23 protein-coding genes and 1 riboswitch are annotated in these 22807 nt (G+C 61.2%); of the genes, 10 read left to right on the top strand and 13 right to left on the bottom strand.

The window, feature by feature from the left end; translation table 11 throughout:
* Positions 1–252: 252 nt before the first annotated feature.
* The 8 genes from J3L12_RS15190 to J3L12_RS15155 all read right to left on the bottom strand — a co-directional run bounded on the left by J3L12_RS15190 (position 253) and on the right by J3L12_RS15155 (position 6656).
* On the bottom strand, positions 253–2151 hold the full coding sequence (locus tag J3L12_RS15190) for a DUF3857 domain-containing protein (protein ID WP_208015900.1): 1899 nt from the start codon (positions 2149–2151) through the stop codon (positions 253–255).
* Positions 2152–2235: 84 nt separating this feature from the next.
* Positions 2236–2943: a hypothetical protein gene (locus J3L12_RS15185; protein ID WP_208015899.1), complete on the bottom strand. Its 708-nt coding sequence runs from the start codon at positions 2941–2943 to the stop codon at positions 2236–2238.
* 33 nt (positions 2944–2976) lie between these two features.
* Positions 2977–3219, bottom strand: coding sequence for a hypothetical protein (locus J3L12_RS15180; RefSeq protein ID WP_208015898.1), 243 nt, complete (start codon positions 3217–3219; stop codon positions 2977–2979).
* 47 nt (positions 3220–3266) lie between these two features.
* Entirely contained in the window at positions 3267–3578 is a 312-nt protein-coding gene (locus J3L12_RS15175) for a Blp family class II bacteriocin (protein WP_208015897.1), read from the bottom strand.
* Between the two features lie 39 nt (positions 3579–3617).
* Positions 3618–3791 (bottom strand): hypothetical protein, encoded by a 174-nt coding sequence (locus tag J3L12_RS15170; RefSeq protein WP_208015896.1) that lies wholly within the window; start codon positions 3789–3791, stop codon positions 3618–3620.
* A gap of 898 nt (positions 3792–4689) precedes the next feature.
* Positions 4690–4980, bottom strand: coding sequence for a hypothetical protein (locus J3L12_RS15165; protein ID WP_208015895.1), 291 nt, complete (start codon positions 4978–4980; stop codon positions 4690–4692).
* Between the two features lie 39 nt (positions 4981–5019).
* Positions 5020–5775: a response regulator transcription factor gene (locus J3L12_RS15160; protein WP_208015894.1), complete on the bottom strand. Its 756-nt coding sequence runs from the start codon at positions 5773–5775 to the stop codon at positions 5020–5022.
* Complete coding sequence (locus J3L12_RS15155; RefSeq protein ID WP_347708926.1) at positions 5766–6656, bottom strand: HlyD family efflux transporter periplasmic adaptor subunit; 891 nt, start codon at positions 6654–6656, stop codon at positions 5766–5768. Before J3L12_RS15155 ends, J3L12_RS15160 begins: the two co-directional genes overlap by 10 nt.
* Before the next feature lie 135 nt (positions 6657–6791).
* Between J3L12_RS15155 and J3L12_RS15150 the strand changes: the two genes are divergently transcribed.
* From J3L12_RS15150 to J3L12_RS15110, 9 genes are all read left to right on the top strand, one after another.
* On the top strand, positions 6792–7799 hold the full coding sequence (locus tag J3L12_RS15150; protein ID WP_208015892.1) for an isocitrate/isopropylmalate dehydrogenase family protein: 1008 nt from the start codon (positions 6792–6794) through the stop codon (positions 7797–7799).
* 230 nt (positions 7800–8029) lie between these two features.
* Entirely contained in the window at positions 8030–9166 is a 1137-nt protein-coding gene (pilM, locus tag J3L12_RS15145) for a type IV pilus assembly protein PilM (RefSeq protein WP_208015891.1), read from the top strand.
* Positions 9159–9824 carry a flagellar protein FliT gene (locus tag J3L12_RS15140; protein WP_208015890.1) on the top strand — a complete coding sequence of 222 codons (666 nt, stop codon included), beginning with the start codon at positions 9159–9161 and terminating at the stop codon, positions 9822–9824. The genes pilM and J3L12_RS15140 overlap by 8 nt, the downstream gene beginning before the upstream one ends.
* The gene (pilO, locus tag J3L12_RS15135) at positions 9805–10458 is read left to right on the top strand and encodes a type 4a pilus biogenesis protein PilO (protein WP_347708925.1); all 654 of its coding nucleotides are present in this window, start codon (positions 9805–9807) and stop codon (positions 10456–10458) included. Before J3L12_RS15140 ends, pilO begins: the two co-directional genes overlap by 20 nt.
* The gene (locus J3L12_RS15130; RefSeq protein ID WP_208015889.1) at positions 10455–11537 is read left to right on the top strand and encodes a hypothetical protein; all 1083 of its coding nucleotides are present in this window, start codon (positions 10455–10457) and stop codon (positions 11535–11537) included. The genes pilO and J3L12_RS15130 overlap by 4 nt, the downstream gene beginning before the upstream one ends.
* A 9-nt stretch (positions 11538–11546) precedes the next feature.
* Positions 11547–13079 (top strand): secretin N-terminal domain-containing protein, encoded by a 1533-nt coding sequence (locus tag J3L12_RS15125; RefSeq protein WP_208015888.1) that lies wholly within the window; start codon positions 11547–11549, stop codon positions 13077–13079.
* Positions 13080–13333: 254 nt separating this feature from the next.
* Complete coding sequence (gene aroC / locus J3L12_RS15120) at positions 13334–14485, top strand: chorismate synthase (RefSeq protein WP_208015887.1); 1152 nt, start codon at positions 13334–13336, stop codon at positions 14483–14485.
* 195 nt (positions 14486–14680) lie between these two features.
* Positions 14681–15226, top strand: a complete 546-nt coding sequence (locus tag J3L12_RS15115) for a shikimate kinase (RefSeq protein ID WP_208015886.1) — start codon at positions 14681–14683, stop codon at positions 15224–15226.
* Positions 15207–16274: a 3-dehydroquinate synthase family protein gene (locus J3L12_RS15110; RefSeq protein ID WP_208015885.1), complete on the top strand. Its 1068-nt coding sequence runs from the start codon at positions 15207–15209 to the stop codon at positions 16272–16274. The genes J3L12_RS15115 and J3L12_RS15110 overlap by 20 nt, the downstream gene beginning before the upstream one ends.
* A 293-nt stretch (positions 16275–16567) precedes the next feature.
* Here the strand turns inward: J3L12_RS15110 and J3L12_RS15105 are convergent, their stop codons facing one another.
* From J3L12_RS15105 to ispD, 4 genes are all read right to left on the bottom strand, one after another.
* Positions 16568–18136 carry an iron ABC transporter permease gene (locus tag J3L12_RS15105; protein ID WP_208015884.1) on the bottom strand — a complete coding sequence of 523 codons (1569 nt, stop codon included), beginning with the start codon at positions 18134–18136 and terminating at the stop codon, positions 16568–16570.
* Positions 18137–18252: 116 nt separating this feature from the next.
* On the bottom strand, positions 18253–19272 hold the full coding sequence (locus J3L12_RS15100; protein WP_208015901.1) for a thiamine ABC transporter substrate-binding protein: 1020 nt from the start codon (positions 19270–19272) through the stop codon (positions 18253–18255).
* Between the two features lie 65 nt (positions 19273–19337).
* Positions 19338–19434, bottom strand: a riboswitch (TPP riboswitch).
* A 35-nt stretch (positions 19435–19469) separates the two neighbouring features.
* Positions 19470–20297: a 4-(cytidine 5'-diphospho)-2-C-methyl-D-erythritol kinase gene (gene ispE / locus J3L12_RS15095; RefSeq protein ID WP_208015883.1), complete on the bottom strand. Its 828-nt coding sequence runs from the start codon at positions 20295–20297 to the stop codon at positions 19470–19472.
* On the bottom strand, positions 20270–20932 hold the full coding sequence (gene ispD, locus J3L12_RS15090; protein ID WP_208015882.1) for a 2-C-methyl-D-erythritol 4-phosphate cytidylyltransferase: 663 nt from the start codon (positions 20930–20932) through the stop codon (positions 20270–20272). Before ispD ends, ispE begins: the two co-directional genes overlap by 28 nt.
* Positions 20933–21027: 95 nt before the next feature.
* Between ispD and J3L12_RS15085 the strand changes: the two genes are divergently transcribed.
* Positions 21028–21804 (top strand): undecaprenyl-diphosphate phosphatase, encoded by a 777-nt coding sequence (locus J3L12_RS15085; RefSeq protein WP_208015881.1) that lies wholly within the window; start codon positions 21028–21030, stop codon positions 21802–21804.
* On the opposite strand, the gene J3L12_RS15080 is transcribed toward J3L12_RS15085, so the two are convergent.
* Entirely contained in the window at positions 21801–22391 is a 591-nt protein-coding gene (locus J3L12_RS15080) for a UbiX family flavin prenyltransferase (protein ID WP_208015880.1), read from the bottom strand. The genes J3L12_RS15085 and J3L12_RS15080 overlap by 4 nt on opposite strands.
* Positions 22392–22807: the final 416 nt, after the last annotated feature.

Below are 22807 nucleotides of genomic sequence, written 5' to 3'. Positions count from 1 at the left end.
AGCAAAAAGAACTCAAAATCAAGAAGCACGGTCGTAAGCCGATCAGCCTTTTCCGCAGGGGCCTGGACTTCTTACGCCAGATCCTGTTCTTCCTGCCAGCTAAAAGACACGACCTGGACAACTGTTTCAGGCTTTTGTCGTGTACTTAGATCTCGATCAAGTAGCACACGAAGGTATTTAACGCGCTCTTCAAGGTTCTGTCCAGGAGAAGCAATTTTGAGGTCGGACGGTTCAACATAGGTGAAAAGCGCTCTACTTGCTGAATACCAGCGTGGTGCGCAAATCCTGCAACACCCTGAGTACCAGCTCCCGGAAGACCGGATACTCATCGGGACTGTAAATGTCTTTCAGCAAAACCAGCCTTCGCCAGACAATCAAAGTCGAGCCTACTTGTTCGTAAGTGGCCTGATAACTACCGCTGGGGTTGCTCAGGTTCACCGCAGCCGGAACTCGCAGTAGCTTGTAGCCCTCTGGCAATTGTACACGGTAGGTGCGCTCATCGGTGCGGGCCCCTACGATTAACGGCGCAGAGCGAAACTCTTGCGCTACATGCTCTTGCATCTGGGTCAGGTAAAACAGGGCCAGGCCCTGGGGCAGGCTCAGGCTAATCAGGTCGGAGATCTGCACCAGGTTGGGGGTGTTCCAGTTCCCTACCCAGCGGTAGCCCAGGCTCAGGTCGGTGAGCATGAGCGACCCGCTACCCCCCTCGGCAAAACGGCTGAGGATGTTTCGAGCCAGCGCGGACGCATCGGCGCTCTCGAGGCTCCTGAAGTAACCCGACCAGCCGCCGCGAACCTCGAGGGTACTCAAGCCCGACAAGCTACCATCGAGGGAAATCTTGTAATCCGATTCCTGTCGATATAGTTCTTCTTGGGGGTTTCCTGCAGGCGTCCGAACCACCTGGGGCCGGTTCCCTGCCAGCACCGCAAACTTACCCCGCACTTCGGGCAACAAGGTACCAAATGGCCCACGGTTGGTGGGATCCAAAAATAGGTTGAACCGCGGCACATACAGCATGGCGTGGTTGAACTGCCTCGGTGTCGGGCCCGGCAATTCCTTATATCCATCGGTACCCAGATACACCAGCACCGGCTGGCTCTCAATGCCCTTGGCGGCCAGCAGGGCCTGTAGAAGGGTGGTGTAGGCTTTACAGTCGCCATAGCGGTTCTTCAGGATTTCTCCTACACTCATGGGCACATAACCCCCATCCCCCAGAAAAATACCCACGTAGCGCAGGTTCTTCACCACCCAGTTGTACAGGTTCTCCACCAGTTGTAACCCAGCCGCACCCATTGCGGCCTCGTCGGCTATCCGGCCCACCTCAGGGGTCACTTGGGCCTTGTCCCTGGCCCTCGCCCAGTAGGCTGCACCCACCTCCTCCCAGCTAGGAAAACTGGTTGCCACCAGAAAGTTGGGGGCCATATCCAGATCGCCCGGCTGATGGCGAGCCTTGGGTATGTAAGGAAAGTTTTCCAGTAGTGCCGTTACCTCTCGAGTGTTGCCCTGGATTTTCTCGCTTATCTTGTACTGTCCGCGTGCATACACTTTGAAGGGCAGGTTGGCTGGCAGGCGGAAGGTAAGGCGGTTGTACTCCACCGGACGGCAGCCGCACACATAGTCTTCCGCAAAGAACTGCCCCGGAAAGGCCGACGTTTTGACCCGTTTCTCCCACACCACCACCACCGTATCGCCCACTTCCACGCTGGGGAAAGCTACCTGGGCCACCTCGGTATCGTCGAACATAGGCACACTCTGGCTCGCCTGGCTGGCCTGCCGGTAAACCTGTTGAGGGGATATGGCAAGCCTCCGCCCGTCCTGCTTCAGGGTGTAACCCTCCACAAAGCGCACCTCCTCGCGGCTTTTGGCGTAGCGCATGGCCGAAAGGCGGGTTAGCTCGTCTAGCTCTTCGCGGTTTTTGGCTACTTGCGCAAACTCATAGCGCACCGTGTAGGTGTAGTCTGGGGCGATTTGAAAAGTGGCGTCGAATTTTTTGAGGGTGGGCGAAGCATGGGCGAGTGAAGAAAGAAGGATGATTGCAAGAACAGCGCTTACCAGCTTTGGTATGCCGCCCACTCTGGTACAGGTTGCGCTACCGGATGAACACCGGCTCGAGCGCTGGAACTCTCCCGCTTCAATTCTTGGTAGATTCATGCTCCAATCCTCCGCAGCTCACCTTGATTCCTTTGTTCATCTTAGTCACGTATACCTATCCAGTCTGGGTGACTGCCAAGACTCCTACGCACGCACCTCCTCTGATGCTTGCCCACTACCAGATGATGCAAGGCTTAGGTATTCCCTGTAGGTACGGTAGCCAAGATAAGCCAGCAAAACCGTAGACACTGCAAATATCGCGTAGTTGAACACCATATCCGAAGCAACCAGAATAATGCGCCCGGAATTCACCAGAAAATGCAACAATATCGCCCAGATAATGCCAAAGCGCAGAGCAATGGCCAGCAAAGCAAAACCAAATGCACCCGCACCCAGCGTCCAGAAGAGTATCAGCAGGGGCGCCGCCGCAATCAAATCAGGAGCGTAATCCAGATGGAGAAAGCCAAACAACATGTTGTTAAAGACTATGCCAGCAATAAAAGTCCCATTACACAAAGCAAAAAAGCCAACCCGAACCAATTCCTCTATAGTTGCAGTAACCAACGTTGAAATCTGGACTGGCTCCAAAACCAGCTTTAGAGCCGGTGTAACCTCGTAGCTAAAGTGATGTTTTTTATAAACTCCAAGGAATGTTACCATTAAACTGGAAAATAACCAAACAAAAAGAAACAAGGGAAAAAAGTGCGGTTCAGGAATACGGAACAATAATGGCTTAGGTGCTGAAGGCACAAACCACCGAACCAGCCAGCCCGCCACCAGCCCGAACACCCAATAAACATAGGTTCCCAGGCCAGCAGCTTCGGAAACCAACTTTGCCAGTTCTGTGCTCATCCCCAGCCCAGTAAGGACGGTTCGAATGTGCCCTTACATGTGTCCCTTCTTTATGCGTGCGGCTAACCAACCTACTAAGAGCGCGAAAGGAAGGAAAACTGCCAGAAAGAGATAATAGGACAGATTCATCGCAACCATCAAATAAACAAGTCCCAGCGCTATTAAAATAGAAAAAGCCGTCAAGGTTGCGAGCTTGTTGATCCTACGCTGAACCTCCCGCTCAATGTACTCACGCAACTCTTTATCCATTTCCTCAAGGTTCATTTCTTTCTCCATGTGTTAGCAGCCCAGAGTTAACCTGGGCTGCAAAATCAGTTCTAGTGTTAATCAGCACCACCGGAGTAGTTGCCCCAGTACCTGCGCTCCTCAGTGCCGAGTTTGCTGTATGCCACACATTCTCTTGTCTGATTGGCTAGTTTGTCAGCGGCATCTTTGATTATGTATGCACCTGCTGCGCCCATCAACGCGCCAGCTGCTACCCCTGCAGGCCCAGTGGTCATAATGCCGAGACCACCTCCAATAAGCGCAACTCCGCCAAGAGCTTGCGCGAAAGCGCCGCTAGGGTCAACGCTATTACAAGGATTACCCCCAACCACTTCCTCCATCTCCCACACTTCCAACTCCCGCAGTTTCATGTTTGCCTCCTTTGTACTCGGTTATGGGTTGCTTTGTCCTTACTCCCGCTCCTCCGGCGGTACGGGCCGGAGAATGGGCACCACCGGTTTGGGCCAGGGGCAAGGTTCTTCCAGCAGCCTGGCCAGCCAGGGTAGGCTGGGGGGCTGTTCTACTGCGCCGCCCAGGGTTTGTTCGGCTTCCTCCTGGGTTAGTTCGCGTAGCACCGGTTTCACCTCCTTTCTGCTGAGCAGGGTAGCAGAGCCGTCTGGGGGTTGGGAAGGGAAAAACTCCCGGTCTGCTTTAAGGCCTACAGTCATCCGTGTTCCCTTTTTGAATCTCACGAGCATCCATATATCAAAGGTCTACACATTATTTTTTGCCCGCGATTCCATCAGGTATAATGAAAGCAAGAGCGAAACGAAAGCCACCAACGAGACAAGAAAGACACTTAGGGGTGTATCGTTATGGCGAATTACAAGGGGATTCAAATTTACAACCAAGTGAACGATTATGCTTCCCCAGACAGAGCCTGTTTTTAGGGTTAGCCTCAAAAAGAGCACTCCTAGTAATAGTCCGGGCACAGCAAACGAAAATAACGAATCTTTAGTCAATGGATGGGCACTTATCCAAACGAGGGCGTTCAAGATAGGGTGGGTTACCCCAGAGATGTATGAGCCCAAACGTCCAACCTCTTCAAATGCAACCCATACCGTTTTTTGAACTGTCAGATCAGCAGAGCCGATCTGGGCCAACAGACCCCCATAGGCAGAGGTGAAGACCAGTACACCCAAAAGAAACCCGGGAAAGAATCTGGGAAGACGAAGCCTGAAATACCTCCAGTGCGCTTTGTTAGCCAGGAGAACAAAACTGGTTGCTGTTAGAAGCACAACTGACAACAACCTGAATCCGTAGTTATGTCCGAGGATAAAAATGGATAACGCATTTATTGCTGCAATTGCAACTGCAATTGCAAAGACCAAATCATTAACTGAATTCCGTCCCACGGTTCCTTATGACTCTTTGGATACAACAAGGGGTACGTGTGAGGTTAGCGTATTTGGTTAGGGACGATGCGTACCCCTTACTGCTTGCAAACTCTAAACTCAAGCCCAAGGCGCTGCTATGGACAAACTAAAAGGCCTTACCTCTAGAGTACTTTTCGCCTTCTCGTTCAGAAATTCCGTAGGGATCCCAATAAGGCCGATCAAGGCCGAAAACCGAGTTAATGGCAGTATTAACTTCCCGTAGATTAGAAGACATCCCTTCCGCAGCCTTTTGATCGACAGTAACAGAACCAATGTTGTACTCATAACGAACTTTGCCGTCTTCAATACAAATTGATAACAGGCCAAGGTTTAGGCAAACACTCCCGCCTCCTTGAACCTCTTCCATCTCCCACACTCCCAACTCCCGCAGTTTCATGTTTATCTCCTTTGTACTCGGTTATGGGTTGCTTTGTCCTTACTCCCGCTCCTCCGGCGGTACGGGCCGGGGAATGGGCACCACCGGTTTGGGCCAGGGGCAAGGTTCTTCCAGCAGCCTAGCCAGCCAGGGTAGGCTGGGGGGCTGTTCTACTGCGCCGCCCAGGGTTTGTTCGGCTTCCTCCTGGGTTAGTTCGCGCAGCACCGGCTTCACCTCCTTTCTGCTAAGCAGGGTAGCAGAGCCGTCTGGGGGTTGGGAAGGGAAAAACTCCCGGGAGTTTTTCCCTTGACTTTTTGGGGGTTTTATGGCTAGACCCAAGTACTTCAGAAGGAGATCGGCCTGAGTCTCTGCGCCCAGATAAAACTTCAGGTCGGAGACGATGTTGTAGACCCGCTTGAGGCTAAGTTGCAAGGTGTCTGCAATGCTCTGGTGGCACATACCGCTCACTAAAGCCCGCAGCACGCGACGCATCTGGGGAGGTAAGGTGTCCTCTACGTCCGGCCAGATGGTTTGCCCTCGAGCCACCCTCTCCAGCGCCTCTCGGAGTTCGTGGGCCTGGAGCGGCTCCTGCACGATGCCACCAGGTTGGTGCTCCAAAAGGTCGGCCAGGTAGTAAGGCGAATAGGAAGCCGTGAGCACCAGGCTGCTGCCTCGTAGCTCCGGCAGCAAGTGGAGGGCTACCCCAACCGGGTGATCCACCACCAAGGTTAGGGAGTTGGAAAAGTCCAGCTCCATCACCAGGCGTTCAAACGCTTCGGTGATGATCCGCGAACCGCTGACAACCTTTATCCCCATGGGTTCACCCCCCGAATCCAGTCCCATAGCAGGCTGAGCAGGTTGCGCCGGGCCGCAATCACCCGCGCCTCCCCCGCCAGGCCCGGCAGCAGCCGGCGCACACCTTCTGGGCTTTTGAGTTCTAAGGAATCGAGCAGAATTTCGACCTCGTAGACCGGAGTATTGCTCACCACCAGGGTGCTGGGGGAGATGCGGCTGACCCGGCCCATGCTAAGGCCGAAGCGTTGGCGAGGGTAGGCGTTCCAGGCCACTTCGGCCCGAGCCCCTTCGCGGAGCTTGGGGCGCTCGCGCTCGGGCACGTAGCCGCGGAAAACCAGGGGCACGTCGTGGAGCAGGATTTGGGCCAGGGGCTGGCCTGCGCTTACCCATTCGCCCGCCCGCAGGCTGGCCGCCTGGAGCACCTGGCCCTGGGTGGGGCTGTAAACCCGCAGGCTGCGCCGGGTGCGGAGGGTGGCAAGCTGGGCCAGGGCGGTTCTGACCCGGGCCTGGGCCAGCTGTACGGCAGCCTGGGCCTGGCGCAGGTTGTCCTGGGCTTCCTGGTATTCGACGCGGGCCACGCCTCCCACCGCGTACAGCTCGGCCTGCAAACGGGCCAAACGCTGTCGCTGGAGCAGGATTTCCTGCTGCTGGGCCAGTGCGCGGCGGGCCTCTTCCACCTGGGACTCGGCGGCCTGAAGCTGGGCCTGGGCCTCCTGGGGGCTCAGGCCCAGGGTGTCGAGCTCCAGGAGCAGCTCACCTTTGCGAACCTGACGGTTGGGGGTCAGCACAAAGCGAGCCAGGCGACCGCTGCTGGGGGCCAGAACCTGCACCACCTCGCCTTTGGGCTGCAGGGCCCCCAGGGCCAGGGCGTAGACCTGAACCGGTGTGCACCAGGCCAGCACCAGAGCCAAAAGCAGCCAGAGTAAAACACCATGTCTTACACACAAGAACCCGTATGCCCAGGTTCGCTCTGGCGGTAGCCGCGTGTTGCCCTGCCTAGAGCGAACAAAGGTCGGTAGAATGTCGGGGGTGATACTGTGAGCAAAAGCTACAAGATTTGTCTGATTGAAGGCGATGGTATCGGGCATGAAGTGATTCCTGCCGCCAGGCTGGTCTTGGAGGCCACCGGACTCAGGCTCGAGTTCGTGGAGGCCCAGGCGGGCTGGGAGACCTTTGAACGAATAGGCATCTCGGTGCCGGAGGCCACCCTCGAGGCTGTCCAGCACACCGACGCCACCCTGTTTGGCGCCGCCACCAGCCCCACCCAGAAGGTGCCGGGCTTTTTTGGGGCCATCCGCTACATGCGCCGCAAGCTCGACCTGTTCGCCAACGTGCGCCCGGCCAAACACCACCCCGTGCCGGGCTCGAGGCCGGGGGTAGACCTGGTGGTGGTGCGCGAGAACACGGAAGGGCTGTATGTTGAACAGGAGCGCAGTTACCTGGACGGCGAGATTGCCATTGCCGATACGGTCATCACCCGCAAAGCCAGCGCCCGCATCGGCGAGTACGCCGCCCGGCTGGCCATGAGCCGCCCGCGCAAGCAGCTCCACGTGGCCCACAAGGCCAACGTGCTGCCCCTGACCCAGGGCCTGTTCATGAACACCGTAAAAGCGGAGGCCGCCCGCTTTCCTGAGCTAAAGACCCAGGACATCATCATTGACAACTGCGCCATGCAGCTTGTGCGCAACCCCGAGCGCTTCGACGTGATCGTGACCACCAACCTGTTTGGCGACATCATCTCCGACCTCACCGCCGGGCTGGTAGGCGGGCTGGGCATTGCGGCCAGCGGCAACATCGGCACCCGGCACGCGGTCTTCGAGCCCGTACACGGCAGCGCACCCGACATCGCGGGCAAGGGCATTGCCAACCCCGCCGCCACCATCCTGTCGGCGGTGATGATGCTGGATCACCTGGGCGAACACGAGACCGCCCGCCGGGTCGAGGCAGCCGTGGACAGGGTGCTGGAAGAAGGCCCCCGCACCCCAGACCTGGGCGGCAACGCCACCACCCTCCAGTTTGCCGAGGCGGTAGCCCGGGCTGTATAAGAAACAGAGTGCCCTGTGAAGCCCGGTCAAGGCCCACCCAGGACAATGCCCAGCACAGACCCTCCCGCAGCGCATCGAGCCATCGGACTCCAGTTTGGTTAAGGCGCAATGTTCAAATGCACCATCCCCACGTTAAGACCTGGGCTACAGTGGCAATATGAGCGCTGCTACGCAGATTTACCGTGCTATACTGACACATAGTTTGAGATTTATGTGGGAAAGGGGGCAGCGTGCGTGATTTTTTTGGCGGGTTGCTGAGACCCAGGGTCGAGGCACTTGGCCTCGAGATTGGATCGGCCAACATCAAGATGGTCGAGCTGTCCGGAACCCCCCCCAGCCTGAAGAACCTGAGTATCAGGCCCACCCCGCTAGGGGTTATTCAGGAAGGTTCGATCACCGAGCCGGGTGCGCTGGCCGATGCCATCAAAGAGATGCTGGCCGAGATGCGTACCCGCAAGCGCTACGTGGTCACGGCTGCCAGCAACCTGGCCGTCATTACCCGTACCTTGCAGGTACCCAAGATGCCCCTCAAGCAGATGGAAGAGGCGGTTCGCTGGGAGGCCGAACGCTACATCCCCTTCCCGATTGACGAGGTGGTGCTGGATTACGCGCCACTGGATCCCCTCGAGGCCATCCCCGATGGTGAGCAGATGGACGTGGTGGTGGGGGCGGCCCGGCAGGAAACCGTGGCCAGCCTGGTCGAGGCTCTCAAGGCGGCTGGGCTGGAACCCTTGGTCATAGATGTAAAGCCCTTCGCCGGCCTGCGTACCCTGACAGGACGGCTGGTCGCCACCGACCGTGAGCCCATCACCCTGTTCCTCGAGATTGGCGCCGAGTCCTCAGCCCTGGTGCTCACCCGGGGCGAGCGGCTACTCCTCAACCGTGTCATCAACCTCTCGGGCAAGGACTTCACCGCCGCCATCTCCAAGGCTTTCAACCTCGACGTGGTCGCCGCCGAGGATGCCAAGAAAAACTACGGCCTGGCTACCATCCCCACCGAGGACGAAGACCTGCTCCTGGACTTCGACGCCGAGCGTGAACGCTTCAACCCAGCCCGTATGTACGACGCAATTCGCCCGGTGCTGGTCGAGCTCACCACCGAGCTGCGCCGAAGCCTGGAGTTCTTCCGGGTACAGGTGGGGGATCTGGGCGTAGACCAGGGCTTTGTGGCCGGGGGGGGCAGCAAGCTGCGCAGCCTGGTGCCACTTTTAGCCGACACGCTGGGCATTCCACTGGAAATCGCCGACCCCTGGCAGGGCATCCAGATTGACAAGAGCCGCTTCGATCTGGAATACCTGCGCAGTCTGTCGCCGGAGTTTACGGTTCCGGTGGGCCTGGCCTTACGGGGGGTGAATCCGCTTGATTAAACTCAACCTCCTCCCCAAGAACCTGCGCCGCCGGGTCGAGCCCGGCTGGTGGCGTCTGGCCGCTGCGGCAGTGGTGTTAGCCGTGCTGGGGACAGTCGCTTTTCTCCACTTCTCCACCCTTTCGCGGGTGCAGGCGCTGGAAAACCAGCGCGACCAGCTTCAGGTGGAGGTGGACGTGCTGCGGCCCTTCATCGCTGAGCAGAACCGCCTGAACCAGCAACAGCGCGAACTCGAGCAGCTACTCTCGGTGCGCAACCAGTTGCGGGAGCGCTTCGTGCCCTGGTCGGATAACCTGGCCCAGGTAATCAACCAGATCCCACGGGAGGGCCGTCGCTTTGGGGTGGCCCTGCGCAGCATCGGCACCAAAGCCCTGACCCCGCAAGAGACCCAGAGCAACGTGCAAAACGGGGTCTACGATGGCAAGCCGGTCAATGTGGAGTTCAACCTTCAGGGCGAGGCTCTAGGCCAGAACGCCCTGATTCGCTTCGTAGAGGCTTTCGAGACCTCGCCGCGCTTTGGCATCAACTTCCAGAACGCCAGCCTGGACCAGCAACGGCAGCTCTACACCTTCGGAGCAACGGTGGGCCTGGTCAGTCAGGCTCCGGCAACCGCCAGCAACACGACAGGAGGTGAAGGCAGTGGTAGCCCTTCTCGCTAGAATGGGGCAGCGTGAGTGGGCCATTGTGGCCATTGTGGCGGCGGTGTTGCTGGGCCTGATGTGGTACTTCCTGGTAACCCAGCCTCTACAGGCTCGCATTCCCGAGATTCAGGCCGAAGTCGATCGCCTGACCACCGAACGGGATCGGGGTCGTGCAGCCCAGCGCGCTTTGCCTCAATTGCGCGAAACCATCGCCCGTCTGGACGCCGAGCGTCAGCAGTTTCTGCGGGAGTTGCCGCCCACCGAGCAGCTAGGCCGGGTGCTGAGCGCCCTGGCCCAGACCGCCCGCGAGAGCGGAGTGGTTCTGCGCACCCTGAGCCGGGGCGCAGGCGACAACCAGGGCGTCGCCAACGTGCGGGCTACCAATCTGGCCTTGCAGGTTGAGTCTCCCTTCCCCGAACTGTATGTGTTCTTGCGGAACCTCGAGGGCTTCCAGCGCTTCGCCACGGTCTCGGGGCTCAACCTGACCCTTGGGGGGAGTGGGCCTGCCGCCACAGAGGCCCAGGCCATCAACCCCACCATCAACACCAGCCTGACCATGACGGTCTACACCTACACCGGGCAGGCCCAGCCGGCCCAGGGTGGACAGCCCGCACAGCAAGGTCAGCCTGCACAGCCGGGAGGTCGGCCATGAACTTCCTCCAACGCATGCCGCAGTCGGCTAAGGTAGCCTTGGCTGCAGCCCTGTTGGTGGGGGCCGTGGCAACCTGGTATCTGGGCTTCTTCCGCCCCAGCCAGACGGCCCAGCAGCCTACCACCCCGACCCCCACGCCTGCGCCGGTGGCGCCGGGCACAACCCCCACCCTCGCTACGCCCCCGGCCACCACCGCACGGCCCCTCGAGGTGCTTCCCCTTCCCTTCCTGGTCACGGAAGCCACCCGACCCACCGAGCCAGCAGAACAGGAGGATACTGTTGCCAGTGCTGCCCTGGCCCGGCCTCGGGTAACGGTGCCGCCCAACCCCTTTGTGCCTCTGATCATCGAAACCACGCCGCCTGCCGTGGCCCAGCCCACCCAGCCGGCCCCGGCCATTGTCAGCCGCCCAACCCCCGCTCCACAGGTAGTCTCGCAGCCCATCCCGAGCCAGACGGCCCGGGTGCAGGTGCGCCAGCCCACCACCCCGTTGCCGCGCCCCAGCCTGCCGGGCACCCGGCCCACACCGGGGGTCACTACCCCTCCCACCACCACGGTAACCACCCCCACCGCACCCTCTGGTCAGGCGCGCCTGGCCCAGGGGACTTCCCGCACCAGCCTGCCCGGCGCGGTTAGCCTGGGCTCGGGCTTACTGCCCATCCGGCTGGCGCCTCTGGATCGAGAGCTGACCGCCACCGCGAGCGAAACCCCCAAGGAAGCAGCAGCCCTGGATGTGCAGCCTGGAGCGGCCACGACCAGCGGGAACCTGGACTTCGCACGGGCCGAGATTGACGCCCGGCTGACCCAGGTGCTCGAGCCCAAAAGCAACCTGGCTAGAGGTCAGGAAGCAGTGCAGGAAAGCCGCCTGGCCCGCTTCGTGCGCGAGCAAAACCTGAAGCTCTCGGGGGTGGTGCTGGGCCCCACCAGCGTGGCTATTTTCCAGAGCAAAGACGGGTTTACGGTGCTGCCGGTAGGCCGCACCCTTCCCGGCAGTGATGTGCTGCTCAAAAGCCTGAGCGCCAAAGAAGCCCTCTTGGTACAAGGTTCGGAAACCCTGAACCTGACGATGGATAACCCCTAGGCGGTGAATATGAAGCGATTTCTTGCCCTTTTGGTGGTGTTGAGTCTGGCGCTGGCCCAGGGTACTTTGCCCCGGGATGCGCGCTTCGACCAGCCCGTAAGCAACATCGGCACCAACCTGCCATTACCCACCCTGCTCGATGCCCTGGCCCGCAGCGTGGGGCTCTCCCCCATTCTGCGCGACGTGCCGAATGTCAGCGTCACGGCCGACATTGACAAAAAGCCTTTTCGTCAGGTCTGGGATCTGCTAATCAACACCTATGGAGATGGGCGCATCACCTACGCCCTCCTGGACAACAATGTGATCGTGGTCGGGCCCAAGGAAGTGGTAGACCGCGCCCGTGGACAGACTGCCCAGCCCCCTACCCAGCCGAGCGAGCCGGTGGCCCGCGAGTTCTATCAGGTACGCTCGGGTGACCCCGCTGCGCTGGCCACCTTTGTCCAGCAAGAGGTTCCGGGTGTCACCGTGCGGGCGGTGCCTGGGCAGAACGTGCTATCCATCAGCGGCCCCGCCCGCCAGGTCAACGATGCCCTCAACTTCTTGCAGCGCATAGATGTACCCCGGGCCACCGTAGCTGCCGTGCCGGTGGTGCAAAAGTCTTTTGCGCTTTCACACGCCCGCGCCACCGAACTGGCCGATGTGTTGAACAAAGCCATCGCCGCCCAGTCCCAGGGCCCTGCAACCCAGCCCCAGGGGCAGGCCCAGGCGGCCGCCCCGGCCGCGCCCCAGGTCACCGTTGTGGCCGAGCCTCGTACCAATACCATCATCGTAACCGGCTCTGCCGAACAAATCGCCCTGGCCGAGCGCCTGATCCCCACCCTTGATCGCCCGGTGCAACAGGTACAGCTGCAGATTCGCGTACAGGCCGTGTCGGGAGAGGTGATTCGCAATCTGGGCATCAAATGGGAGACCGTCTCGGGCGGCAACCTGATTGCTAGCTTTCTTTCTACGGGTCTCAACCTGATTTTTGATGCCACCCGCAGCCTGGCCTCGCTCAACATCCGGGCGGTGCTGGACGCCCTCGAGAAACAGCAGCTTTCCCGCCGCTTGAGCGATGCCAACGTGCTGGTAGAAGACAACTACGGGGCCGATACCTCCGACCTGCGGGCTACCGGGGCCCGTGGGGCAGAAATCAAGGTGGGTGGACGTCTCCTTATTCCGGTAACCATTGGAGACCAGGTTAGTGTTCGGGAGTTCGACTACGGTCTCCTGGTGCGGGTTCGGCCCCAGATCACCGCAGATGGGAACATCCTGCTCGAGGTCTTCACCCAGACCGGCGGCGACCCGGCTGCCGGGCCCCAAAACAGCATCCGCATTCCACAACAATCCACCCTCTCCAAGCTCCGCATCCGCGATGGCCAGACCGTAGTCCTGGGCGGCCTGATTCAAAAAGTGACCGACACTTCCGAAAGCAAAATCCCCCTGCTGGGCGACATCCCCCTGCTGGGCGAACTTTTCAAGCAGCGCACCTCCTCCATCAAGGACGACGAGCTGATCGTGATCATCACCGGCAACATCGTCAAGGACGCTGCCCAACGCTGAATATCCCTTCACCGCAAAAGCCGGGCTTGATCCCGGCTTTTAGCTTTTCTCAATCCCGTAGGGGCCGGTAAGGGTCTCTCGTACTATCCAAGCCCCCCATGAAACACCCTTCACAGGCGTGGCCGTCTATCCAAGACTACAGTTCTCTTCAGAACCTCTATCTCTACAGACTCTACAAACCGCCCAGACTATTGACCATGGACCATAGACGCTCTTATTTTGGACATCACCCCCAGTTGTGCTAGATTCTCTTCATGCGTTTTCTGACTGCTGGAGAATCCCACGGGCCGCAGCTTACCGGCATCGTGGAGGGCTTGCCCAGCCAGCTCCCCCTGACGTTAGAAGACATCAACCCCTGGCTCAAGAAAAGGCAGGGGGGGTATGGGCGGGGGCGGCGGATGGTGATCGAGACCGACACGGTGGAGTTTGCCAGTGGGGTACGGGCGGGCCGCACCACCGGGGCGCCGGTCACGCTGGTCATCAAGAACACCGATTATCGCAACTGGGTCGAGATTATGGATCCGGCTCCTGGTAACGAGCCGCGCAAAAAAGCCCTCACGGCGGCCAGGCCCGGCCACGCCGACCTTTCCGGGGGGGTCAAGTACGGGCATAAGGATTTGCGCGATGTGCTCGAGCGAGCCTCGGCCCGCGAGACCGCCATGCGCGTTGCGGTGGGGGCTATTGCTCACAAGCTGCTGTCGTTTTTTGGGGTCGAGAGTGCTTCGTTTGTAGATGGCATGGCCGGGGTGTGGAGCCAGGTGCCTTTTGACTGGAGCCTTAAGGAGCGCGTCGAAGAAAGCCCGGTGCGAATGACCGACCCCCAGGCCGAGGCCGAGGTGATTCGCCGGGTGGACGAAGCCAAGAAAAACGGCGACACGTTAGGCGGCATCATAGAGACCCGCTTTAGGGGGTTGGTGATGGGGCTGGGCTCCCAGATGCACTGGGAACGCAAGCTGGACGGGCGCATTGCCCAGATGGTGATGAGCATCCCGGCTATCAAGGGTGTGGAAATCGGCACAGGTTTCAGCAACGCCATGAAGCCGGGCTCACAGGTGCATGATGCGATTTACTGGGAGGAGGGCCGGGGCTACTACCGGCAAACCAACCGCGCGGGCGGCACCGAGGCGGGCATGACCACTGGCGAGGAACTGGTAGTACGGGCAGCCCTCAAACCCATTGCCACCCTGATGACCCCCCTGCCGACCGTGGACGTGGTCACCCACCAACCCGCCGATGCCGCTCGTGAGCGCTCTGATACCACAGCAGTTCCAGCGGCCAGCGTGATTCTAGAAGCGCTGGTGGGCATCGTGCTGGCCCAGGCTTATCTGGAAAAGTTTGGCGGCGACACCCTGGACGAGTTGGTCGAGCGGGTCGAACGATACAAAGCGCGCGTGCTGGCATACTAGGGTTTGCTCGAGCGCCCACAATTCCCGAAGTGGTTTTTGAGAAATCGGGAAAGCATCAAAGGAAACATCGGTGAACAACAAAAAACAGCAAAACAAGGGGGGCGCTGGCAAAGGACTGAACCCTTCATCCACGCTCATCTGCGTTGCACATCTTCTGCCACCAACCCCCAACCCCTGGCCCCCATCCCCCTCTTTATGATTGAGATTGAGCGCCCCGTCACCTGGGTAGCCCTCACGGGCTTTATGGGCGTGGGCAAAAGCCGTATTGGGCGGGAGCTGGCCCGCGAACTGATGCTGCACTTCATAGACCTGGATCGGTATATCGAGCGCGAGATGGGCCTCTCGATTGCCGACATTTTCCGCCACCTGGGCGAGCCCACCTTTCGCCAACTCGAGGCCGAGGCCGTAAATGAACTTACCCAGAAAGATTTTCTGGTACTCTCACTGGGAGGGGGCACCTTCGTGAACCCGGAAAACCGGGAGCGGCTGTTGCGGCGGGGGCCGGTGGTGGCGCTGTGGGCCAGCCCGGAGACCATCCTCGAGCGGGTTAGCCGCCGTCCGGGACAGCGCCCCATGCTGGACAACCCCGACCCCCTCGAGCGCATCCAGCAGCTCCTGGCCGAGCGCGAGGCCATCTACCGCCAGGCCACGCTGCATGTCTCTACCGATGGCCGAAGGATTCCCGACGTAGTAGACGAGATTATTGACCGACTGTGGGATTATGCGGAAGCTGAAGATTAGACACCCCATCCCCTACCCGATTCACATTGGGTTCGACCTCGAGGTGCCCCAGGCCGAAGGCCCCCGGGCCATGATCTTCGACCTGGCCGTACAGGACTACGCCCAAAAGCTGGCCGCCCGGCTGGATATTCCGGCGGGCCTGGGCCTGCCCGGCGGCGAGGGCGTGAAGAGCCTGGCCACCTATGGCAAAGCTCTGTCCTGGCTGGCGGGGCAGGCCCTGCCCCGCGACACCACCCTCTACATTGTGGGCGGCGGTTCCCTCACCGATTTGGGGGGGTTTATTGCGGCCACCTACCTGCGCGGGGTGAGCTACATCAGCCTGCCCACCACCACCCTGGCCATGGTAGATGCCTCGCTGGGCAACAAAACCGGCCTCAACCTGCCGGAAGGCAAGAACCTGGTCGGGGCCTTCCATGCCCCTGAAGGGGTCTACGCCGACCTCGAGACCCTGCGAACCCTACCCCCCCAGACCTTCAAGCAGGGGCTGGTCGAAGCCTTCAAACACGGCCTCATCGCTGGGGATGAGCTGCTGGTGAACGTGGAACCCCTTGCACTGGACTGGGAAGGTTTCGAGAACTACCTGGCCCGCGCGGTTGCGGTCAAGTTGCAAATTGTTGAGGCCGACCCCACCGAGCAAAATGAGCGCCGCAAGCTGAACCTGGGGCATACCCTGGCGCACGCCCTCGAGGGCGCCACCTTTGGCACCATGCCCCACGGGGTCGCAGTAGCCTACGGCCTGCTCTTTGCGGCCCTGCTGGGCCGGGCCCACGGCGGCAACGATCTGGTGCCCACCGTGCTGAAGCTTTTGCAGTGGCTCTCCCCGCCCCCACCCCCCCGCTTTAGCTGGGACGACCTGACCCCCTTCCTCAGCCGCGACAAGAAAAAAGTGGGCAAGGCCCTCAACTGGGTGGTGCCCAAGGACATGGGCTGGCTCGAGATTCACCCGGTGCTGACCGAAGTATTGCTGGGCTGTTACGAGGAGTTCCTCAGTCTGGTGGCCACCCTGCAAAACAGCCCCACCAGGCATAGCGAAACCGAACAAGTCTGATACCAGCTATACGCAGACCACCATCTTTGCTACCCATGCAAAGCCCTCCTATCCTGAGCAACAGGTAGAGCGCTCTTAACAGATTTTGAGCCATCTGATACCAACTTTAGCCCCGCACCCGACTCTCAGCGATGCACGAGGTGGGGGTGGTGGGAGGTAGGTGGTGGGTTTCCCCTACTCCCCACCTCCTATGGTATGCAAAGTGTTCAATAAGTATGACTTCAAGAAGGCTTTGTCCTGGACAGAATAGTGGCCGCTCATCCAGGCGGCCACGTCTGTGAAGCGCGATACGGTCAAAACCCTCCACCCGCTCCGCGCTCCTGAAAACTCCGCTCCAGCAGCGCCAGCAAAACCATACAGAGCCCCATCAGCACCACCGCCAACACCACGGCTTCATAAAAAGGCAGCGCACCCGGCCGGCCCAGACGCTCGTAAATGGCCAGGGAGAGGGTGGCCCATTCGGGGCGTTGCAGGGTCAGGGTGGCGCCAAACTCGCCCATAACTGCGGCCAGGGCCAGCGCTGCCCCGGAAAGCGCCGATTTTTGCACCAGGGGCCACTCCACCCGCACCAGGCGACGCCAGGGGCCCGCGCCCAACACCCGGGCAGCCTCCACAACCCCTCTGGGCATGGCCCGCAAAGCGGGCAGCAAGGCCCGCCCTAACAGGGGGTAGCTGAGCAGCGCATAGGCCGCAATCAGAATCAGGAGCGAACCGCGCAACCCCGGATAGGCCAGCAGGTAGCCCAGTCCGATGGCCACCGGCGAGACCATCAGCGGCAGCAGGCCCAACCCATCCAGCAAGCGGTGTCCCCGCCAGACCGCGTAGGCGTATAGCACCCCAAGGGGCAGCACCAGCAGAAGGGCCAGGCCGGCAAACCCCAGGGTGTTGAGCAGGGCCGTGCTGCCAGGGGTGAAGTCGGGGTTATGCCACACGCTCACCCAGGCCTGGGGTCGCTCGAGGGCCCGTAGCAGCAAGCTCCACAGGGGGCTATACAGCACCAGAAAGAACCCCCAAACCAGGAGCGCAAGGCCCACCGCTTGGCGGGGTGCCAGCGGCAGGAGAGCGCCATAGCCGCCAATGCCCAGGGCCAGCCGTTCTTGCAGGCGCAGGTAGCCCGTCAAAACCACCAGGGTAACGGCCAGTTGCATCAGCACCAAAGCGGTGGCCTCAGGGAAGGCCAGCCGCTGGGCCAGGGCGTAGTAGGTCTCGACCTCGAGCGTCGCCCACCGGGGCCCCCCCAGCAAGAGCGGCACCCCAAAACTGGTGAAGCTATACAAAAACACCAGGCTGCCCCCTGAAAAGAGGGCCGGCCCCAGCAAGGGAACCCCCACCCGCCAGTAGGCCCGTAGCGGGGAAGCCCCCAGGGTGCGGGCGGCGGCCAGGGGGGTTTGCAGGGCCGGTAACAGCGCCACCAGGGGCCGCAGCACCAGCCCCAGGTTGTAGAGCACACTGGCCCAGAACAGCACCCAGGCGGTGCCATACAGGTTGAGGCCCAGCACCCCCTTGGGCCCCACCAGGCTCAGGAAGCCCATCGCCACCACCAAGGTCGGCAGCACAAACGGCACGGTGGAAAAGCCCAGCAGAAAATCCCGCCCAGGGAAGCGATAGCGAAACGCATAGGCCAGCGGCAGGGCCAGCCCGATGCACAATAGCGAGGAACCCAGCCCGTAGGCCAGGCTCCACACCAGCCGCGAACCGTAGTAGGGGTTGGCCAGGGCCGCCTGCAAGCCTTCCCCGAAGCCGAGCGCCATGATGCGCCCCAGGGGGTAGAGGAGCGCCAGGGCCAGGAATACCAGCACCGGCAGGCCCAGCCACCCGTGCAGGTTGGTGCGGGGCCTCGAGGTTTCCTTGGGAGTTTGCATACTTGAAAGCAAATGCCGATGGCCGATAGCCCATAGCCAGGGGGACACTTAGATTAGCCCCAGGGCTAACGTTATCCCACCAACGGGGCCCCTAGCGTGAAGAGCCTGAGCCCAATTTACCGCCGCGCCCTGACCGCATCGGCGCTCTGGCCCTGCACCACCACCTGCGTCCACTCCCGGATCCAGCGCTCGCGGTTCTGGGTAATCTGCTGGGGCGAGAGGCGGGCCGGCTCAGAGGGCACCTCGGCGAAGCGGAACACCTCGGGCAAGCGGGCCTCGCGCCGGGCCGGGTAGACCCACATTTCGGTGGGGATGTTCTCCTGGGCCGGTTTGGAAACCAACCAGTCCACAAAACGCTGGGCCGCCCGCAGGTTGCGGGTGCCCTTTAGAATGCCCACGTACTCCACCTGGAAAAACGAGCTCTTGGGCAGGAACAGGTTGGCCGTGGGGGGCTCGGCAGGCTTGGGTTTGGCCTCGCTGTAGTACAGCTCGGCAGCCGGGCTGGTGCTGTAGGAGACCACCAGCGGGCGATCCCCCCCGGCGCGGGTGAAGTGGGTGTAGTAGGCGTCGCTCCAGCCGCTCACCACCCGCACGCCGTTCTTGCGCAGGTTCTCCCAGAAGCCCAGGTAGCCGTCCTCGCCAAAAGCCGCCACCGTGGCCAGCAAAAAGGCCAGCCCTGGGGAGCTGCTGGCAGGGTTCTGCACCACCAGCAGCCGGGCAAACTCGGGCGAGGCCAGGTCGGCAAAGCGCTCGGGCAGAGGCTTATCCTTGAAGTAATCGCGGTCGTAGTTGAGGGCCACGTAGCCGAAGTCCACCGGGGTAGCCCGGAAGGTCTGGTCAAGCAGCAGTTCGGGGCGCAGGGCCGGTAGTTCGGGGGAGCGGTAGGGTTGGAGGATGTCGGCCTGCAGAGCGCGGGAGAGCAGGGTGTTGTCGAAGCCGTAAATTACGTCGGCAATGGGCGCCCCTTTGCTCAGGATGGCCTTGTTGAGCATCTCCCCGGCATCACCCCCCTTCAGAAAGCGCAGGCGAATCCCCGACTGGCGCTCGAACTGGGCCAGCAGGTTTTTGTCCAGGTTAAAGCTATCGTGGGTCAGGATGGTCAGGGTGGTAGGCTGGGCCAGGGCCAGCAGGGCCATGAACACAAATCCTAAGCCAAACAACCAGCGAGCTAGGTGCATAAAAAATCCCTCCATGTCATCGGGAGGGTTTGCTGTCATGCTCCCTACGGCGGTGCGAACCGCATCAGGTTCAAAGGGTCTATCTCAGCCTGGGCTTTCCAGGCACCCCCGATGACAACCGGATGATAATGCTCCACCGGAGCGTTGTACAGACCTCAGCTTACGGTTTGCGTAGCCACCACCCAGAAGCGGGGATACCTGGTTCGCAGTGTTTGGGCCACAAACCGAGCCTCCTCGGCACTGCGGGCCAGCCCGAAGAGGCTCGAGCCCGACCCCGACAGCAAAACCCCGCGTAGTCCGGCGCGGCGCAGCTCGAGCTTCAGTTCCTGCAAATAAGGCACCAGCCGGAAAACGGGCTGCTCGAGGGTGTTCCAGTAAGGGGGCTCCTCGCCCGCGCGAATGGCCGCCAGGATGCCCGGCACGTCCAGCTCGGGCTGCCATTCCTCGGGGCGAAGGTGCCGGTAAGCATCCGCCGCCGAGACCGCAATGCCCGGATTGAGCAGCACCAGGTGGGCCTCGAGGGGCGGCAGCGGCCTCAGTTGCTCACCCACCCCCCGCGCTTCGGCCAGGCCCACCTGGAGGAAAAACGGCACATCGGCCCCCAGCCGGAGGGCCATACCGGGCAGGTCGAGCGAGGCCGGATAAAGCCGGCTGAGGCCCCGCAGCACCGCCGCCGCATCGGACGAACCCCCACCCAGCCCCGCTGCCAGGGGCAGGTTCTTCTCCAGCACCACCTTCACCCCCCCCGGCCAGCCGGCGGCGTTCAGGTAGGCCACCGCCGCTTTGTAGACCAGGTTGTCGGGGTTGGCGGGCAGCCCAGAGCCCCGCACTTCCAGCTCCACCCCCTCGGGAATGGCCTCCAGAAAAAGCCGGTCGGCCACCTGCAAAGCCACAAATACGGTGTGCAGCTCGTGGTAGCCATCGGGCCGCCGACCCAGCACCGAGAGGCCCAGGTTCACCTTGGCCGGGGCGAGGAGCTCCATACCTGCGCCAACCCTTCCGCCAGGAGCAGATCCTCGGGGTAGGTGATTTTGAACATCCGCCGGTCGCCCTCCACCAGCGCTACGGGGTAGCCTTGCCAGCGCACCAGCTGGGCATCGTCGGTGAACTCGAGGCCCTCGGCCAGGGCCTTTTGGTGGGCGTTCCACAACAGTTCGCGCCGAAAGCCCTGGGGGGTCTGCACCAGCCGGTAGTGTTCGCGGGGAATCACCGCACCGTATTCACCGGACGCTTCCTGCACCAGCGTATCGGGCACCGGCACCGCCAGGGTGGCCGCCCCGGAGCCTCGTACCGCGTCCAGCAGGCGCTCCACGGCGGCCCGCACCACAAAGGGCCGGGCCACGTCGTGCACCAGCACCACTTCGCCCGTAGCGGCCTGTACCAGATTGAACACGCTTTGCTGGCGGGTCTTGCCACCCCAGACTGTTTTGATGCCAGGCACATCCAGATTACGCCCTGGGGGCAGCGCTACTACCAGCTCGTCGGCCCAGGCGAACCCCTCGAGGGCCCAGTCCAGGAGGGTTTTGCCGCCGACCTCGAGAAACGCTTTGGGCCCCCGCCCGATTCGCTCACCCGAACCGGCAGCAGGCAACAGTACCGAAACCTTCACGCCTGGCATCGTACCGCAATTGGGCAGAAGCGCATGCAGGCTGCCGAAAAAGTCTGCTCAAACATCGCCATCGGGCCATAACGCCGCGTGGTATTCTCTGGGGCGTGACCGTTTTTGAGGCCTTCATCCTGGGGCTCTTAGAGGGCCTGACCGAGTTCTTGCCCATCTCCTCCACCGGCCACCTGACCCTGGCCGCCCATCTGCTCAAGCTCGACATCGAAAACGACCCCTTCATCAAGAGCTTCATCATCGTGATTCAGCTTGGGGCCATCCTGGCCGTGCTGGCGCTGTACTTCAAGCGCTTCTTGCGGGATATGGAAGTGTGGAAGCGCATCATCGTGGCCTTCATTCCCACCGGCATCCTGGGGTTCTTGCTGGCCGATGTGATCGAAAATGTATTCCTGGGCAACGACCTGATTGTGGTGGTGAACCTGATTGGGGTGGGGGTTCTTTTACTCTTTGTGGATCGCTGGCTACAGCACCACAAGCGCTACGACGATGTGAACCAGATGCCCGTACCTCAGGCGGTGTTGATCGGCCTGTTTCAGGCCGTGGCCATGATGCCGGGGGTCTCGCGCAGTGGGGCCACCATTGTGGGGGGCATGGCCCTGGGGATGTCGCGCAAGGCAGCCGCCGAGTTTTCCTTCATTCTGGCCGTGCCCACCATGCTCTCGGCCACCGGGTTCTCGCTGCTGCGCAACCTGAGCGAGTTTAGAGCCGATAGCTGGGGGCTTCTTGCGGTGGGCTTCCTCACGGCTTTTGGGGCAGCTGCCCTGACCGTGCGCTGGCTCTTGGGCTTTGTCAGCCGCAATAGCTTTGTGCCCTTTGCCGTCTACCGCATCATCATCGGTGTGGTGTACGCGGTGTTCTTCCTGCGCTAATCGAGCTCGAGTTCCACTATCTCCTTCCAGCGCGGTGCCCTGGGGTAATCCAGGCCAAACAAGTCCAGGATGCGCTGGGTGATAAAGGCCAGCAGGTCGTCTATTTGCCGGGGCTTGTGATAAAAACCCGGTGCGGCTGGCAGGATGGTGGCTCCGGCCTGGGCGGCCTTGACCATGGCCTCGAGGCTAGGCAAAGGCAGGGGCGCCTCGCGCGGCACCAGCACCAGGGGGCGGCGTTCTTTCAGGGTGACGTAGGCCGCACGGGTCAGCAGGTTGTCGGCCAGGCCATAAGCCACTTTGGAAAGGGTGGTCGCACTACAGGGCACAATCACCATCCCCACGGTGCGAAAGCTGCCCGAAGCTACCGCCGCGCCCAGGTCGCTGCTGCGGTGTACCACGTGGGCCAGGGCTTCCACCGCCTCCACGCTTTGCTCGGCTTCCTCCACCAGCACCCGCTTGGCCCCCTGGGTCATCACCAGGTGGGTTTCCAGGCCCGGAATCTGGCGCAGGGTTTGCAGCAGGTCGAGGGCATAGGGCATCCCGGAAGCCCCCGAGAGCCCCACCACCAGACGCTTGGGTACGCTCATGGGCCAAGTGTACTGGCTGGCCAGGCTTGCAAATGCAGCACGGGCCGCAGGTAGGCCGCGCCACCAAGTTTATACGAACCTCTTGACTTCTCCCCTGGGCGGGAGAAGATGGCGACACCCCGCCAATACTCATTACGATTCATGACAGCAACACCATTGACTGTACCTGGGGTATCGCCGGATGAGGGGGAATGGAGACGCCTCACAAAGACAACCATCCACGTGAAGTATGTATCACTCCTTCCATGTCGAGGAGATTGGGTGGGGTTGCAACTTAGCGATGAGCAACTTGCTCTGTTGCAAAGTTCCCTCGATGTAGCAAGCCGACTAACGGTAGGCGTTGTAGACCAACGCCTTGACCCGGCACTCCCGCATCTGCAGGCGGGGTTTGCGAGAACGCACCCCCTCGCCGAACT

The organism is Meiothermus sp. CFH 77666 (assembly GCF_017497985.1).
Classification (GTDB): Bacteria; Deinococcota; Deinococci; order Deinococcales; family Thermaceae; genus Meiothermus.
The sequence above is the reverse complement of the archived record's forward strand: the minus strand, read 5'-3'. Positions and strand labels throughout refer to the sequence as shown.

What these genes read in the sequence shown, in the direction of transcription:
- J3L12_RS15190 (WP_208015900.1), bottom strand. Translation starts at nt 2,151, where the DNA reads ATGAATCTACCAAGAATTGAAGCGGGAGAGTTCCAGCGCTCGAGCCGG.
- J3L12_RS15185 (WP_208015899.1), bottom strand. Translation starts at nt 2,943, where the DNA reads ATGAGCACAGAACTGGCAAAGTTGGTTTCCGAAGCTGCTGGCCTGGGA.
- J3L12_RS15180 (WP_208015898.1), bottom strand. Translation starts at nt 3,219, where the DNA reads ATGGAGAAAGAAATGAACCTTGAGGAAATGGATAAAGAGTTGCGTGAG.
- J3L12_RS15175 (WP_208015897.1), bottom strand. Translation starts at nt 3,578, where the DNA reads ATGAAACTGCGGGAGTTGGAAGTGTGGGAGATGGAGGAAGTGGTTGGG.
- J3L12_RS15165 (WP_208015895.1), bottom strand. Translation starts at nt 4,980, where the DNA reads ATGAAACTGCGGGAGTTGGGAGTGTGGGAGATGGAAGAGGTTCAAGGA.
- J3L12_RS15160 (WP_208015894.1), bottom strand. Translation starts at nt 5,775, where the DNA reads ATGGGGATAAAGGTTGTCAGCGGTTCGCGGATCATCACCGAAGCGTTT.
- J3L12_RS15130 (WP_208015889.1), top strand. Translation starts at nt 10,455, where the DNA reads ATGAACTTCCTCCAACGCATGCCGCAGTCGGCTAAGGTAGCCTTGGCT.
- J3L12_RS15125 (WP_208015888.1), top strand. Translation starts at nt 11,547, where the DNA reads ATGAAGCGATTTCTTGCCCTTTTGGTGGTGTTGAGTCTGGCGCTGGCC.
- aroC (WP_208015887.1), top strand. Translation starts at nt 13,334, where the DNA reads ATGCGTTTTCTGACTGCTGGAGAATCCCACGGGCCGCAGCTTACCGGC.
- J3L12_RS15115 (WP_208015886.1), top strand. Translation starts at nt 14,681, where the DNA reads ATGATTGAGATTGAGCGCCCCGTCACCTGGGTAGCCCTCACGGGCTTT.
- J3L12_RS15110 (WP_208015885.1), top strand. Translation starts at nt 15,207, where the DNA reads ATGCGGAAGCTGAAGATTAGACACCCCATCCCCTACCCGATTCACATT.
- J3L12_RS15105 (WP_208015884.1), bottom strand. Translation starts at nt 18,136, where the DNA reads ATGCAAACTCCCAAGGAAACCTCGAGGCCCCGCACCAACCTGCACGGG.
- J3L12_RS15100 (WP_208015901.1), bottom strand. Translation starts at nt 19,272, where the DNA reads ATGGCCCTGCTGGCCCTGGCCCAGCCTACCACCCTGACCATCCTGACC.
- ispE (WP_208015883.1), bottom strand. Translation starts at nt 20,297, where the DNA reads ATGGAGCTCCTCGCCCCGGCCAAGGTGAACCTGGGCCTCTCGGTGCTG.
- ispD (WP_208015882.1), bottom strand. Translation starts at nt 20,932, where the DNA reads ATGCCAGGCGTGAAGGTTTCGGTACTGTTGCCTGCTGCCGGTTCGGGT.
- J3L12_RS15080 (WP_208015880.1), bottom strand. Translation starts at nt 22,391, where the DNA reads ATGAGCGTACCCAAGCGTCTGGTGGTGGGGCTCTCGGGGGCTTCCGGG.